The 16,024-nt window shown below is 39.1% G+C and carries 11 protein-coding genes and 1 pseudogene; 10 read left to right on the plus strand and 2 right to left on the minus strand.

Translation table 11 applies throughout. From position 1 onward, the window contains the following. The first annotated feature begins 196 nt into the window (after window positions 1-196). The 10 genes from hepA to AC5JL8_RS13595 all read left to right on the plus strand — a co-directional run bounded on the left by hepA (window position 197) and on the right by AC5JL8_RS13595 (window position 12,149). Window positions 197-2,047, plus strand: coding sequence for a heterocyst formation ABC transporter subunit HepA (hepA, locus tag AC5JL8_RS13550; RefSeq protein ID WP_495880291.1), 1,851 nt, complete (start codon window positions 197-199; stop codon window positions 2,045-2,047). Window positions 2,048-2,203: 156 nt separating this feature from the next. Further along, window positions 2,204-3,043, plus strand: coding sequence for a hypothetical protein (locus tag AC5JL8_RS13555; RefSeq protein WP_495880292.1), 840 nt, complete (start codon window positions 2,204-2,206; stop codon window positions 3,041-3,043). A gap of 1 nt (window position 3,044) precedes the next feature. Next, the gene (locus AC5JL8_RS13560; protein ID WP_495880293.1) at window positions 3,045-4,202 is read left to right on the plus strand and encodes a glycosyltransferase family 4 protein; all 1,158 of its coding nucleotides are present in this window, start codon (window positions 3,045-3,047) and stop codon (window positions 4,200-4,202) included. A gap of 235 nt (window positions 4,203-4,437) precedes the next feature. After that, window positions 4,438-4,737 carry a transposase gene (locus tag AC5JL8_RS13565; RefSeq protein ID WP_495880495.1) on the plus strand — a complete coding sequence of 100 codons (300 nt, stop codon included), beginning with the start codon at window positions 4,438-4,440 and terminating at the stop codon, window positions 4,735-4,737. 73 nt (window positions 4,738-4,810) lie between these two features. Beyond that, entirely contained in the window at window positions 4,811-5,926 is a 1,116-nt protein-coding gene (locus tag AC5JL8_RS13570; protein ID WP_495880294.1) for a glycosyltransferase, read from the plus strand. A 67-nt stretch (window positions 5,927-5,993) separates the two neighbouring features. Beyond that, complete coding sequence (locus AC5JL8_RS13575) at window positions 5,994-6,989, plus strand: glycosyltransferase family 2 protein (RefSeq protein ID WP_495880295.1); 996 nt, start codon at window positions 5,994-5,996, stop codon at window positions 6,987-6,989. 169 nt (window positions 6,990-7,158) lie between these two features. Continuing rightward, window positions 7,159-8,361: a glycosyltransferase family 4 protein gene (locus AC5JL8_RS13580; protein ID WP_495880296.1), complete on the plus strand. Its 1,203-nt coding sequence runs from the start codon at window positions 7,159-7,161 to the stop codon at window positions 8,359-8,361. Further along, a complete protein-coding gene (locus tag AC5JL8_RS13585; RefSeq protein ID WP_495880297.1) occupies window positions 8,279-9,244 on the plus strand; it encodes a glycosyltransferase family 2 protein in 966 nt (321 codons plus the stop codon). The genes AC5JL8_RS13580 and AC5JL8_RS13585 overlap by 83 nt, the downstream gene beginning before the upstream one ends. Before the next feature lie 86 nt (window positions 9,245-9,330). Then, window positions 9,331-10,761, plus strand: a complete 1,431-nt coding sequence (locus AC5JL8_RS13590; protein ID WP_495880298.1) for an O-antigen ligase domain-containing protein — start codon at window positions 9,331-9,333, stop codon at window positions 10,759-10,761. 230 nt (window positions 10,762-10,991) lie between these two features. Further along, window positions 10,992-12,149, plus strand: a complete 1,158-nt coding sequence (locus AC5JL8_RS13595) for a glycosyltransferase family 4 protein (RefSeq protein WP_495880299.1) — start codon at window positions 10,992-10,994, stop codon at window positions 12,147-12,149. A 350-nt stretch (window positions 12,150-12,499) separates the two neighbouring features. Here the strand turns inward: AC5JL8_RS13595 and AC5JL8_RS13600 are convergent. Next, window positions 12,500-12,607, minus strand: a pseudogene (locus AC5JL8_RS13600) (glycosyltransferase); the annotation flags it as partial. Window positions 12,608-12,835: 228 nt separating this feature from the next. Beyond that, window positions 12,836-15,061, minus strand: coding sequence for an NHL repeat-containing protein (locus tag AC5JL8_RS13605; protein ID WP_495880300.1), 2,226 nt, complete (start codon window positions 15,059-15,061; stop codon window positions 12,836-12,838). Window positions 15,062-16,024: the final 963 nt, after the last annotated feature.

Consider the following 16,024-nt stretch of genomic DNA (forward strand, 5'->3'; position numbering starts at 1 on the left):
ATCAAAAAGTTTAGAAATCAAAAATAATAATTATCTAACTATATTAAAATGTCCGGTAAAGCTCTTTTTACTGTGGAATTCTGAAATATCACTCACCAATTATTACGGTAGTTAATTTACCAGTCTGCTAGCGCAACATTTTTTGCCTAGTATCTAACAGGCTTTCTACTTGACAAATTATTGTTACACAACATCCATGTATTCTCAGATTTCTCAATCTCTAAAAAATCTGCTCAAAGCTACTAGCTTTTGGCAAGACAATTATTTAATATTGCAAGAATTCAAGCATTTTCGTAAAATTGCTACTTTAGCATTAATATTTTCTTTACTAGCAGCAACTTTTGAAGGTGTAAGTATTGGCTTTTTACTTTCCTTCTTACAAAGTTTAACTAGTCCTGATGCCCAACCTGTACGGACAGGGTTTGAATGGTTTGATATTGTAATTTTAGGAATTAATACATCGGCAATTAGCCGATTATATCGAATTTCAATACTAATTTTATTGACTACTTGGATTCGTGCCAGCTTCAATTATTTTGGGCAAGTCTATACAGAATTAGCTCAACTGCACCTTGGCGATCGCCTGCGTAAGCAAATTTTTGAACAATTGCAATCTTTGCAACTAAGTTACTTTGCTCAAATTCGTTCTGGCGAACTGATTAACACTATAACTACAGAAATTGAAAGAATCAGACAGGGTTTCAGTGGGGGAGCATTTTTGTTAACTAGAGGAATGACAACTGTTGTCTATCTCATATCAATGTGTTTGCTCTCCTGGCAATTAACGCTGATTTCAATATTTTTATTCACGCTTTTGGGTGTTGGATTATCAAATTTAAATGCCAGAGTCCGGGAAACAAGCTTTGGTATGTCTACTGCTAACGGTAACTTCACAACAACAGCAATAGAATTTATCAACGGAATTCGCACTGTTCATGCCTTTGGCACACAAGAATTTGAACGTCAGCGTTACTACAAAGCCAGTGATAAAGTAGTTAGTTCTTCAACTAAAGTTGTATTTACATGGACGCTAGTTCGACCTATTGCTGAAGCTATAGCAACTACAGTTTTGGTTGGCATGATTATTTTAGCCTTCACAAACTTTGTTGCTAATGGAACGCTACAAGTCGCTTCTTTGCTTACCTTTTTCTTTGTCTTATTTCGCCTTGTGCCTTTCGTTCAAGATATTAATGGCACAAGAGCATTTCTCAGCACTCTACAAGGTTCGGCAGAGAACATTAAAAACCTTTTAAGGACTGACGACAAAACTTACTTTAAAAATGGCACAATTGAATTTCCAGGTTTAAAGCGGTCAGTTGACTTGGTATCTGTTGACTTTGGCTATAATGTTGAGAATTTAATACTTAGCAATATTACGCTTACTATTGAACGAGGAAAGATGACCGCACTAGTGGGTGCTTCTGGTGCTGGCAAAACAACGCTTGCAGATTTAATTCCTCGGTTTCATGATGCAACAGATGGATATATTTACATCGATGAAGTTGATGTACGGCAGTTTGAAATTAATTCCCTGCGCCGCAAGATAGCTGTCGTTAGTCAAGACACCTTTATTTTTAACACGTCTGTTTGGAACAATATTGCATACGGTACGCCAGAGGCGAGTGAAGCTCGAATTAAAGAAGCTGCTCAACTAGCCAATGCACTGGAATTTATTTTAGAAATGCCTGAAGGATTTGACACCCAGTTAGGAGATAGAGGGGTGCGCTTATCTGGAGGACAAAGACAGCGAATTGCGATCGCTCGCGCTTTGCTACGTGACCCAGAAATTCTAATTTTGGATGAAGCTACCAGTGCGTTAGATTCTGTGACTGAACGCTTAATTCAGGAATCTTTAGAAAAGCTAGCGGTTGGTCGAACAGTAATTGCGATCGCTCACCGTCTTTCTACCATTGCTAACGCCGATAAAGTTGTCGTTTTAGAACAAGGGCGCATCGTCGAACAAGGTCAATATCAAGAGCTTCTGGAATTGAAAGGTAGGCTTTGGGAATATCACAAGGCTCAGTACGAAATGGGTCAAGCAGGATAAATTGTTTTTGGATTTTTCAATATTTCCAGAATTTATTTTGAATAATTTTCTGGAAATATTACTAAAATAACTCCTGTTGATTTTCTAAACATAATCCTGAGTCTACTGCTCTAAAAAATTCACTTCATTATTAATAGACCTATTAAGGAAAAATAAATGATAAACATTGGTTATCATGCCGCTAAACTTCAAGGAAACTGGAAGCGAAATATTTATAAATCACTGTTACCTCAGATAGTGAGTATACCTATCAAAACAACTCGAAAAGTGCCGCTCAGTGTCTATGCTTTTTCTTGCGAACGTGATTTGCCAGAACAGGTAGCCAGTATTCGTTCATTTATTCGTCACATCGGCATACCAGAAAGATTTATTGTGATTTCCGATGGTAGCTATACCGACTCTAGCTGTAAATTACTGCGCCGCATTCATCCCTGCGTTGAAATCACACCCTTTACCAAACTTATAAAAGAAGATTTACCTCAATGCGTTACTGATTTTGCACAAATCCATCCATTAGGTAAAAAGTTAGCCGCATTATTATCAATTCCTGTAAATGGGGCAACTATTTTCACAGATTCAGATATTTTATTTTTTCCTGGCGGCACAAATTTAAATAACTTCACCAGTTTGGATCATAAATATTGCCGTTATCTTCCTGATTGCTCTGCTTCATTAGATGAGCGACTTATTTATGATGAAGATGAAAGGTTAAAGCCAGTAAACTCTGGGTTTATTTTATTTAATTATGAGTTGGATTGGAGTTTTGCAATTGAACGTTTGGCAAATCTGCAAGACCTGCCTGTATATTTTACAGAACAAACAATTGTACATTTAACCATCCACCACAATCATGGCAGACCTTTCTGTTCTCAAAAATATGTTTTAAGTGTAGAAGATCAGTTCGTTTATTCAGATAAATTTGCTAGTAAAAAGATTGCTTTGAGACATTACGTCAACGATGTCAGACACAAGTTTTGGTGGAATGTTGGTCTGTAATATGAATACAAACTTAACTGATAGAAAAATGATCCATCACTGCTCTAGTGCTGACATCAATGGCGGCGGTGGTATTGAAACTTATGTAGCTTCTTTGGTACGTTCTCAAATTACTGGGGTGAGCGATCGCACCATCACCTCTCTAAAAAATGTTGACCAAAGCCAGTTCCAATTGCTTCACATTCACGATCTCGATATGTTAGGGGATGTTCGAGAAGAATGTCCGGCAATATTTACTCTTCATAATCACTCTAGCTACTGTCCTAGCGGCACAAAATATTTAGCAGAGCGCGGCAGAATTTGCGATCGCTCTATGAACCCTTTAGGATGTGCTTGGGGTCATTTAATAGATGGCTGTGGTAGTCGCAGACCGCAAAATATTCTTCAGAACTGGCGGAATGCTTACCATCCTCTAGAAGCACTCAAAAAACTCAAAATTCCGGTAATTGCTAATAGTGATTATGTGCGTCAGCAAATCATTAATAGCGGTTTAGCACCTGAGCGAGTAGTTACCCTTCGTTGTGGTGTGCAATCACCCAAGAGTACCGCCGCACCTCTAGATTGGCAAACACATCAAAATCAGCGAATTTTATTTGCTGGTCGCATTGTTCCATATAAAGGTATTGAATGGCTGATCAGAGCGATCGCCCGAACCAATCAGCAAATCCATTTTGACATTGCTGGTGATGGTTGGGGTAAGCCAAGTATGGAACAATTAGCTAATCAACTGGGGTTAAGCGATCGCATTACTTGGCATGGTTGGTGTAATTCTGACAAACTAGAAACTCTTTATCAACAGTGTTTAGCAGTAGTTTTTCCTAGTCTTTGGCCCGAACCTGCTGGACTTGTAACCCTAGAAGCCTATGCGCGCTATCGGTCTGTAATTGCTAGTGCTGTTGGCGGTATCCCTGAGCATGTGCAAGATGGCCAAACAGGAATTCTGGTTCCACTTAATAATATTAAACAGCTAGCTACTGCAATCAATGAATTAGCAACAAACTATGCCAAAACTCGATTGATGGGTGAACAAGCTCAAGCTTGGTTTCAGCAAGAGTTTACTATTAATGTTCACATTCAACGGCTAGAAAAAATTTACGCCAAAACTATCGCTGACTTCAAATCTAGAAATTATAGAGCCACTTCTTTTAATATTGGCTAAATTTAATTTCGTATTGCCTCTTAATCTAGCCGTTTATGGAGTTATACCAATTCACGAAAATCCTGATAGACATAAATTTTTCGTAGGGGTTTAGCACTGCTAAACCCAAACCCCGCGTATTTGTATCATTATTAAAGTGAAATGGTATTATAGCCTTTCCCGGTCTAGTGAAGTACAATCAATCAAATAAAGCTTTATATCTGAGCAAGGGGAAAAATGAAAGCATATTCCCTCGATTTACGTCAATCAAAAATTAGTTCCTAAACTTCAGGAAGGTGATTATGTAATCATGGACAATTGCTCAATTCATAAAGGTGGAGATATTGAAGCACTCATTGAGGCTGCCGGAGCTAAGTTGATTTATTTACCACCATATTCTCCTGATTTTTCCCCTATTGAAAATTGTTGGTCGAAGCTGAAGAACATACTACGTTCTCTGGGTGCTAGAAGTTATCCAGATTTAGCTTCTTCGATTGAAACTGCTTTTAACCAAGTCTCTTTGAATGATATTTATAGTTGGTTTACCCACTGTTGATACTGTACTTCACTAGATTGAGAAATGCTATAGCAATAATTTAAATTAAATAGAAATAATCACGTCAAAAAATATGAAATATTCTATTGAAAAAATATATTTTTATTGCGACCCTAGATTAAATGTTGTACCAGGGGACAAGTTCCAACATCTCTTAATTTGCTTGGCCGAGGGTTTTCGAGAACTAGGAATTGAATTTTTCTCCAATGTCAACTACTGGCAGGAGTCGCCAGAAGAAAAAAAATATCTTTTTCGACATCATCCAGATGTCACACCTGATGATTGTTCGATTGTGATATTACAAAATAATTGGTTTCATGCAAACTGTCCTCTCCCTGAAAACTTATTTCACCCAAAACGTCAATATGTGACTGTTTATTTAGATGGAGAGGATAGCGATAAAACATACATAGAAAGGTCAGAATTTCAGCAATTTGATTTTATATTAAGAAATCATTTTAATCAAAAATTAAATTATGGTAAAAACTTTTATCCCTGGTCTTTCGGTCTAACTAACCGGATACTGCGGGAAGTTCAAGAAGTACCCAGTTTTCAAGAAAGAAAAAAACAAATACTCATCAATTTTAGACATTGGAAGTTTGGGCATCCAGTTAGAAATGTCAGTTGCAGCCTGTTTATACCTCGTATAGAGAAAATTCTCCAGATTGATAACAGTATTGATAGCCCTGATAAGCGTTCTACAGACCCCTATCATGATTTACAATGGTTACAAACTGGCGGACGACACTACCCAAATTATTACAAACGCCTGCAAGGTTCAATTGCCTGTGCCTGCTTTGGAGGCTTTTTTGTACCTTCCTGGCCTAAGAATCCAAGCAATTTAATTAATCGTGGCGGAAAGCAACTTATTGAACGGTTGAGGTTAAAAACTAAAACAATTGTGCAATGGGATAGTTGGCGATTGTGGGAATCTTTAGCCGCTGGATGTGCTACTTTTCATGTTGATTTTGAAAAATATGGTATTGCTTTACCTGTAATGCCAAAGAATTGGCAGCATTATATTGGCATTGACTTAGATAATGTACAAGCAGCAGTAGATAGAATAGCTGACGAGCCAGAAATTATTGAAAGCATTGCTATCCAAGGAAGGCATTGGGCGCTGGAAAATTACAGCCCTGTACCGACAGCATTACGTTTTTTAGAGACAGTTTCTCAAAATAAAAACTAATTAAACTTCGGGTAGGCGATGCCACCATACTACTAACTTTTTTGCAATATTTTACCTAATAAAACTTATGTTTATTAATTCTGAATTACCACAACCGCTAGTTAGCGTAGTTATCCCAACTTACAATCGGCCAGAGTATCTTAAGCAAGCGATCGCTAGTGCTGTTAAACAGAAATACCAGAATATTGAAATTATTGTTTCTGATAATTGTAGCCCCGAAAATCCTTTAGGTATTGTTGAATCTTTTGGTGATTCACGCATCCGGTTTTGGCGACAACCGCAAAATATAGGTATGATTGCTAATCAGATGTATGCCTTTAAAATTGCTAGAGGTAAATACATTGCAAGTCTCCATGACGATGATATATGGAATGAAGACTTTTTAAAAAAACTTGTGCCAATTCTAGAAGCTGATTCAGAATTAATTTTAGCTTTTTGCGACCAATACATCATAGATGCTCAAGGCAAAATTAACTATTCTGGTACAGAAGAGAATACACGCGGTTTCCAAAGACATAAATTGGCACAAGGAGCTTATAAAGATTTCTATAAAATTGGTTTAGTAAATAAAAGCATCCCCACAGCCGCCGCTTGTGTAATTCGCAACGAATTTATAAATTGGGATGATATTCCTCCAGAAGTTGGCGGTATGTGGGATTTGTATTTAACTTACCTCTGTTGCATATCGGGTTATGGGGCTTACTATTATCCAGAAAGATTGACGCAATATCGGGCCCATGAGCAAACTGATACAATGCTTAGTGGTTATCGAGATGTTCAGGCAAAAATTCGTAAAGCCAAAAGCGAATTATTTTGTTATAAACTCTGGATGGAAGATACCCGCTTGCAAGAATTTAAACCATTCTTTCAGCAAAAATGGTTAGAAGCTAATACAACTTTGGCTATTGGCTTACTACGAAGTAAACAGACAGATGTAGCACGTCCTTATCTTTGGCAAGTGCTGAACAAGCAAAAATTTAATTTGCGAACTATAACAGCACTGGCTCTCAGTTTTATTCCGCAACCTTTAGCCAATCAATTATTAGGATTAGCAAAATCCTAGAATTAAGCCTCTTACAAAATTCAGTTTGATGAGCAAAAAGCACAGATATCCAAGAATGCACACCAATAAATTATTTATGTTTATCTGGGTGTATTTGTTTTTGCAGCTAACTTTATTTGGGATTCTTACTAGAAGCCTATTAATTATTAATTAATCAAGAAGGTGGTATGTGAAGCTTTGTATTGTTACCCACACAGTTAAAAAAGGTGATGGTCAAGGACGAGTCAACTATGAGGTTGCCAAGGAAGCAATTCGTCGTGGTCATTACCTCACATTATTGGCAAGCGAAGTCGCACCGGAATTAAAAGATAATAGTCAAGTTAACTGGATTGAAATTCCAGTCCAAAAATTTCCTACTGAATTTATTCGTAATTTTGTATTTGCTCAAAAAAGTGCAGACTGGTTGCAAAAATATCGTGCTGATATTGATTTAGTTAAAGTTAATGGAGCGATTACCAAAACATCAGCAGATGTGAACGCCGTACATTTTGTACACAGTTCTTGGTTGCGATCGCCTGTGCATATTTCCCGCACCCGCCGCGATGCTTATGGTTTTTATCAGTGGCTGTATACGGCTTTGAATGCCAGTTGGGAAAAACAAGCGTTTCAACAAGCGAAAATCATCATAGCTGTGTCTGAGAAAGTAGCGCAAGAATTAGTAGACATAGGCGTACCCCGTTCTCGCATTCAGGTAATTGTTAATGGCGTTGATTTGACAGAGTTTGCTCCTGGTGTGGCTACTCGTCAAAAATTGGGTTTGCCAGAGAATGTAACTCTGGCAATGTTTGCTGGAGACATCCGCACTTCCAGAAAGAACTTAGATACAGTGCTGTATGCCTTAGCGAAAGTTCCTAACTTACATTTAGCGGTTGTAGGCGACACCGAAGGTAGCCCCTTTCCCCAGCTAGCAGCTTCTTTAGGGCTAAACGAGCGAGTGCATTTTTTGGGATATCGCCGTGATATTGCCGAAATTATGCGGGCGGTAGATTTATTTGTATTTCCTTCCCGTTATGAAGCTTGCACCCTCGTATTATTAGAAGCCCTCGCCTCTGGTTTACCCGTCATTACTGCCACTGCAACCGGAGGTGCAGAATTGGTAACGCCAGAATGTGGGGTGGTTTTGCCCAATTCTGATGATACCAATGCTTTAGCAGCAACGCTGTTGTCTTTGGTGAGCGATCGCGCTTTGATGCAGCAAATGAGCAAGGCAGCTCGCGCTGTGGCTGAACAATATAGCTGGGCTACTATGGCACAAACCTATGTGGATCTATTCGAGGAGTTAACCAAGAATGAAGAACACTGTTCTCATCCCAACCTATCGCCGTCCTCTAGATCTCTGTCGCTGCCTTTTGGCGCTACAAGCGCAAACTAAACCAGTTGATCAAGTAATAGTAGTTGTCCGTGATACCGATACGGAAACTTGGCAATTCCTTGCCCAATTTCACCCGCAAATACCACTGCATCTGGTGAAAGTGTCCCTTCCGGGTGTGGTAGCAGCACTCAACGCTGGATTGGCAGAAGTGGTAGGAGACATAGTTTCAATTACAGATGATGATGCTGCTCCTCGCCCTGATTGGTTAGAGAAAATCACCGCTCATTTTATGTCAGATAGTTGCATTGGCGGCGTAGGTGGGCGTGATTGGGTACACCAAGGCAACAAGTTACTAGATGATTCTCGTCAGCTAGTTGGTAAGTTGCAGTGGTTTGGGCGAGTCATTGGTAACCATCACCTGGGAGTCGGCGCACCCCGCGAAGTTGATGTTCTCAAGGGAGTGAACATGAGCTTTCGGCAAGAGGCGATCGCACAATTGCGCTTTGATGAGCGGATGAGAGGTACAGGAGCGCAGGTACATTTTGAAATGGCATTCACCCTAGCTTTAAAGCGGGCTGGATGGAAGATAATTTACGATCCTCAAGTTGCTGTAGATCACTATCCGGCACAACGTTTTGATGAGGATCAACGAAATAATTTTAACGAAATTGCCTTTGTTAACTTAGTCCATAATGAAACTCTAGTTTTACTAGACCATTTGCCATCTATACGCCGTGTTGTTTTTTTATTATGGGCAGTATTAGTCGGTACACGAGATAGTTTGGGCTTAGTACAATGGCTGAGACTTTTACCCAGCCAAGGGCAACTGGCAGGTAAAAAGTGCTTGGCATCTTTGCGTGGGCGTTGGCAGGGATGGCAGACATATCAGCAATTCAAAATTGAATCTCTTGATAATGAATTGCATAAATCTATATCAAATTGATTTTGTATTGAAAAGGTAGGCATTGCCAGCCCTATTTCTTACTATTCCCTGTTCCCCATTTTCAAGACAATTAAATCTAAAATTGAATGACTTCTAAGCAGTTACTTTTCAATAGTTTTTTACAAGAAGACTTTTCTCCTCAAGAACGAGCTGCACAAGCTTGGATTGTAATTCTGGGCTTCGTATTGCTGACAATAAGCTGCTATTTTACTGGCGCTGCTGGTATGTTGCGCCTAGTTTATCCGGTAACAGCTTTGGCTGTTGGTGTGTTTCTATACTTGCGGCATCCCATTCTCTACATCGGCTTCACCTGGTGGATATGGTTTCTCACGCCCTTAATTGCTCGTTTGGTTGACTATCGAATTGGTTGGGACGCTACCCGCCAGATTCTCATAGCCCCATACTTAGTAGTTTTTGTCACTATAGCAACTTTTTGGCGGTATCTACCCAACGCCCTACGCATGGGGGGTTTACCTTTTATTTTGGCTTTTATTGGAGTGTTTTATGGTTTCTTGGTTGGTCTGATTTATAACGCACCTATCCCTGTAGCGCGTGGACTTCTAGATTGGCTCAGTCCCATTATCTTTGCTTTTCATTTATTTGTTAACTGGCGAGATTATCCTAGTTATCGCCAGCATATTCAGAACACCTTTCTTTGGTGTGTGTTAATTACGGGAGCTTATGGCGTATATCAATTTGTTGTGGCTCCTGAGTGGGATAAATACTGGCTTATAGAATCAAAAATGTTTAGCAGTTCTGGAGATCCTGTACCTTTTGGAATGCGTGTATGGAGTACTCTGCACTCAGTCGGGCCTTTTGGTTCTGTTATGCAGGCTGGTCTATTGTTATTATTTACTAGCTCAGGAAATTTAATTTTTCCGGCCTCAGCTGTAGGCTATTTATCATTTTTATTAGCACAAGCACGTACTAACTGGGGCGGCTGGTTATTAGGCGTAATTATAATTATGGGTTCAGTCAAGGCGCGGATTCAAATGCGCTTAATTACCATAATTTTAGTGATGGCAGTATGTGTTGTGCCCTTAACAACCATTGAACCAATTTCTGAGGTTGTAACAGATCGTTTGGAAAGTTTTTCCAATTTACAAGAAGATAACAGCTTTAAGGATAGGTCGGGAAGCTATGACAGAAACTTGGGTATAGCGCTTTCTAATGTTTTAGGTAATGGCTTAGGAAATATCTGGAAAGTTAATGAAAAAACAGGACAAATAGAAGTATTTGTAATTGACAGTGGCATTTTAGATATGTTTTTCACTCTTGGTTGGTTTGGGGCAATTTTTTATATTGGTGGGTTAATGTTGATGATTGTCAATGTTAGTAAATATAGGGAAGCTCGTTTCGATAGTTTTGTAAGTGCTTCTCGTGCCATTGGTATCAGTTCTTGTGCCCAGTTAATTATTGGTAGTGGGATGCTGAGTGTGGCAGGTATGATTCTTTGGGGATTTTTGGCTATGGCTATGGCAGCACATAAATACTATGAGCATCATGGAATTAAGTAAATGTGTATAATTAAGAATAAATTTTGAGTGTGTTATCTGTTGAAAATTAATTGCTAACAGTCAAAAATTAACGGTACTAACCGTTGTTTATTTATATATAGTAAAGTGGACACGTAAATAAACCTAATTATCACAAGATACCTCAAAATTTTCAATATAGAAAGTTTTATATTTTGAGATTCTGGGTAGCGGTACTAGCTATTGAGAGTATTTAAATTAAGGAAAAAATTATGAAAGTTATCGCAATTATGCCGCTGGCTGAACAACGAGGCGGCGGTGAAATGATGTTTTGGGATTTAATGCAACAGGGACGTCAAGCAGGTATCGAATGGTTAGCGATATTTCTAGAAAATGGCCCAATGGTGGAACAGGTAAGGTCACTCGGTATTGACACACGAGTTATCGAAAGTGGACGCCTACGCCATGTTAACCGTTTTATTTCAACTGTTTTTCAGATAGCTTCTATAGCCAAAAGAGAACGTGCAGATGCGATCGCCAATTGGATGTGGATTACTCACCTATATGGAGGACTTGCAGCGATCGCAGCTGGGATACCTTCGGTATGGTATCAACTGGAAGTGCCTAATGCTCAGTCTTTTTTGGTGCGGCTTGCCACTTTATTGCCAGCTAGGGCCATAGTAACTCTCTCAAAAGATGGCAAGGAAGCACAAGGACGGATTTGGCCGCACAGACCAACTCCTCTGGTATATCCTGGTGTCGCTTTAGATAGATTTGAGCCTGCTGTGTTACCTTCACCGATGGAAGCGCGGCTGAAATTGGGCTTACCGTTACATGGGCCGTTGATTGGAATTGTGGGACGGTTGCAACGATGGAAAGGTATGCACGTTCTGATAGAAGCAATGCCTCAAATTTTGCAGAGATATCCTGATGCCAATTGTGTAATAGTTGGCGGTAAGCACGATTTAGAACCAGAATATGAAGACTTTTTGAAAGAACAAATTACAACATTGGGATTGAGCGATCGCGTTTTTATGGTTGGGCTACAGCGCAACATTCCAGAATGGATGCAAGCAATGGATATAGTTGTTCATGCGTCGGATAAAGAGCCATTTGGTATTGTGATCATTGAGGCGATGGCATTGGGTAAACCTGTAATTGCTGGTAATGCTGGCGGCCCAACTGAAATCATTACCGAAGGCGTCAATGGTCTATTAACTCCTTACGGTGATGCGGATGTGCTGGCGATCGCGATTCTGCGCTATCTTGACAATCCAGAAATGACTCGTAATATCGCAATAGCAGCACGGCAACGCGCCCTTGATTTTTCTACGCAACGTTACGCCCAAAACTTTATTAATGTAGTTCGCTCTGCTGTGTCTAATATGCCTCAAAATCAGTTTATAAATGCTTTTAACGCAATAGATTGAGGTGGAATACTAACTCGTAATTACAGAGTTTTTTAGGTAAATGAAGCACACAGGTAGGGGCACAACGGGCGTTCACCTGTGTCAACTTTAGGGCAAAGTCATACCATGCAAAACCCCTCATCCCCCAACCCCTTTTCCCAAAATCGGGAGAAGGGGAATTTAATCTCCGCCTCCTCTCTACGTCTCGGAGAGAGGGTGAGGGCAAATTATTGATGTATTGCAAATATTTTTTGAATCATGAATTACGAATTAAGGAAAGGCGTTTCATCCCATATTAATGAACCTGGGAATAAAACGCCTATTTTTGTAATTATCTTAAGGCTAATAATTGTATCAATGTTTAAAGGAAAAACTTTGACGAATGCTGCAATTAAGTCTGCAATTCCTTTACGGCTATACATTCCTGCTACAGTAGCGATCGCCGGACGACACAAAGGCAATGGTTGGCAATCTCTAATACTACGATTGCTACTCTTCTCCTGTCGGAGACGCTACGCGAACGAGAAGCCGCTCCGCGTCTACACTTCGTTCGCAATTACAAGTGTTTAACCGGACATGATATTAGATGTTCGGTGTCAAAACTTTAGTTTGCAGATTTAGAACACCGGACTGGATATAATTATGAGTTTGTAGTCAGGATTAAAGCCCTGTTTTTGAAGGCTAAATTCCTCACTACGAGAGTTGTTTTATAAATTAGCTAAAGATGACTTCATTAGGCGATACATAATTACTTTTCCTTTCCAATCTTCTTCAACAAACACTACATACTCACCATTTGAACGGCGAAAAGCACGGATACCGTAGGGGATATCAATCCAGCCACTTTCACCTGCAACTTCAGGGCCGGGTTTTAACTGTTGTACTTGCGCTCCTGTGGCTGCGTTGTAAACATATACTTCTGCTGTTTTAAATGTCACAGCAAACACATAGTCTCCCGCTACACTCATTGCTGCGGTAGATACTTCGCGTTTTCCGGTGGTGTCATGAGGAACAACAATCCGCCAACGGGGAGTAGGATTTCCTTGACTCCAATTGTCAAAACGTACAATTTCAGACCCAACGACGCCAGTATCGTCACCGATTGCAGGGTGGTCTACAGTGAAGCCTGACAAATACATCGTATCGGATTCAGGAATATACTCGATCCGGCGTATATCAGTGAAGATGCTGGGAGTCTTTTGCTTTTGCATTGAACTATAGCTATAGATGGGGTTGCCATGTTCATCTAGTCCTTGTAAAGGATAGTGTCGGATACCAATGCCATCTTGAGTCCGCAAGGTTTTCCAAACATCTCCTTTGCTGTCTACCCACCATCCCCCGAAGTAAGGATAATCTTCGCTGATATCATACTCATCGTTGTCAAAAGCGCCATTACCGTTGCGATCGCGCCAGATCCATTCTCCTTTATCTGGTTGATGCGGTGGCCAATTGCCAGCTATTGATTTTTTACCTTCGCCATGAGTACCGACAAACATTCCCGATGGAATGGCAATTTTGCTATCTTTGGTTGAATCAAAACGATAAATTTGCAAAAAGCTGCCATACATATTTTTGAGAAATAAAAATGGCTTACCTTGGATGCGGCGCACAAATGTCGCATCTGGAGATGTATGCAGACGTGGATCTTGAGGATATTTGAAAGGATTTACAGTGTAATTCTTGTAAGTCCATTGCTTACCAGTAGGCTGGCTGTAGTCGATCACAAAGTGTTCTTGTTTTGTGAAGACATCAACGCCATCAGTTTGAGGATCAGCATCCGCATTATCTACAAATAGCAATCCCAACAATTGCCATATTTGCTTTCCTGAAGGTGAGAACTTCCTTAAATCGGTTCCTGATTTATTGAAACCATTACTATTTATATAGATATTACCTGCGCCATCTGTACCTACTCCCGTAATCCCGTAAAGTTTCAAATCTTGGACTTCTCCAGGATTACCCGCATAAATACCGCCTTTAGTACCAAAAGTTCCAACCTGTGCTGGCTTACCTGTGATGTTGTAAATCAATATTTGTTGGAGCGGCCCATTTTCTGCTACTAAAAGTTTACCTTGACGATCAACAGTGATCGCTGTTGGTTCAACAAGATTTGTAATTTGTTGGGGTAATAATTTTCCATTTGGAGAATAATGCAAAATCTTGGCAGGATTACCACCATTTTTGCTTTGGATAATCCATAAATTACCTTGCTTATCAACAGTTATTGCTCCTGGTTTTGCAACAGTGAAGTTGCGAAGTTCTTTCATCGTTTCGGTACTATAGACGCGAATGCGATTAGCAGCAGAACTACTCACATATAATTCTTTTCCCGCAGTTGCTAATCCAGTCACCTCACTTTTATTGCTAGTAATTAACATACTTTTATCCCAGCCACGTCCCCCAGCAAACGGCGCAGTTTTCCCAGACAAGTCATAGCGTCTAACACAGTACCAAGTTGTGCCATCTGGAGGATAATCTTTATCTGTTTTGCCAATCGATCCTTGATTTATGGCAAGGTAAACATATTTATTATTGGCTGTCACAGCTTTACCACCGCTACGGCTCCATCCGTGAGTGTCTTCAGCTAAACCAATAATATTGCCATCTTTATATATTCCGGCTTCTCTTCCTGCTTCATCCCAAATGCTATTTGTATATACTGTGCCATTAGGAGCAACATACATTGCCTCTATATTGTTTTGAACCCAATACTTTCCACCACCAAAACTATTACCTATCCAAGATGTTTTGTAGGCGGTTGCAGTTGTTCCACTTACAGTCCAGCGTGCTGTTGTTCCCAGAGGGCTAAAAATTAATCCAATAGTTAGACAAAGTAAAAATGTAACAGTTTTCCTTTTGGAAAATATTTTTTTGATGTATTGGTTAACTTTGTGGCAAATTTTGCCAAAATTTTCCGGTAAAGTCTTTTTCATACAGTTGCCAAATTTAAAATTTCTTTGAAGCGATCATTCTTTGATGCTGATAATAAATTTCACAGCATAATAGTTAGTAATTAGAAGCAAAATTACTACTTAAGCGTATAGCATTGCTTTATACTCTGCTATTTTTAACGAAAATTAGCTGATAACTTACATTCTTAACTAGGTCAGCGCAAATATAAATTAATCAGCAAAACCTCGGCAATCTGATTTTTAACTACAAAATGCTAACTACTTTGGACTATTACGTTGATTTTGCGCTTAATTACTTCAGATTTTCTAGCCGAGAATAAAAGTTATGAATCCTGATAGGTAATTTACTTTTAGCAGAATATATACATAAATAACAAAGTATTGGTCTAAAAAAATTACTATTTACAGAAAGTTTATAAAAAACACACGCATTTTTAAATTTAAATATCAAGATTTTTACACTCGTATTACTAAAGTGATTAGATTTACTTCATTAATTAGAAAAATAGTAAATCTCTATACAGAATTCTTTGATGTAAATCTGACATTCTACGCCTATTGTTACAAAATAATCTTTAAAAGGTAATGTAAACAAATTAGGATAATGGCTACTCAAAAAGTAAAATATTCATTAATACTAGTATTATGTAGTTAATAAAGTTACAGGTTTTACTGTCCTTGTTGACAGTGGCATATAAATAGTTTAAAACTGAGTATTAAAGCTGAAAAGATTAATTATTAGTGATTTTATCTATATTTAAATGCTGTTATAGTTAGGTTTTATTAGGTTGTACTTGGCTAGAAAATCTTCATCCAAGCCAAAGCTAAAGTACTGATGATGTAGGAAAGAGCAGAGTATAAGTACTAGCAACCGCAATTGAGTGTCGAATTAAAAAACAGTAGTTGAGCTTAGGGCAAAAACTGACAAAGGCAAGCTCAACAAATCATAGGAGCAAATTAAGTGGGAGATAGTAAAGAAAATTT

Source organism: Mojavia sp. (assembly GCF_059505145.1).

Coding starts and splice junctions, on each gene's coding strand:
- AC5JL8_RS13595 (WP_495880299.1), top strand. CDS start 10,992: ATGAAAGTTATCGCAATTATGCCGCTGGCTGAACAACGAGGCGGCGGT.
- hepA (WP_495880291.1), top strand. CDS start 197: ATGTATTCTCAGATTTCTCAATCTCTAAAAAATCTGCTCAAAGCTACT.
- AC5JL8_RS13585 (WP_495880297.1), top strand. CDS start 8,279: ATGAAGAACACTGTTCTCATCCCAACCTATCGCCGTCCTCTAGATCTC.
- AC5JL8_RS13590 (WP_495880298.1), top strand. CDS start 9,331: ATGACTTCTAAGCAGTTACTTTTCAATAGTTTTTTACAAGAAGACTTT.
- AC5JL8_RS13570 (WP_495880294.1), top strand. CDS start 4,811: ATGAAATATTCTATTGAAAAAATATATTTTTATTGCGACCCTAGATTA.
- AC5JL8_RS13575 (WP_495880295.1), top strand. CDS start 5,994: ATGTTTATTAATTCTGAATTACCACAACCGCTAGTTAGCGTAGTTATC.
- AC5JL8_RS13555 (WP_495880292.1), top strand. CDS start 2,204: ATGATAAACATTGGTTATCATGCCGCTAAACTTCAAGGAAACTGGAAG.
- AC5JL8_RS13605 (WP_495880300.1), bottom strand. CDS start 15,061: ATGAAAAAGACTTTACCGGAAAATTTTGGCAAAATTTGCCACAAAGTT.
- AC5JL8_RS13560 (WP_495880293.1), top strand. CDS start 3,045: ATGAATACAAACTTAACTGATAGAAAAATGATCCATCACTGCTCTAGT.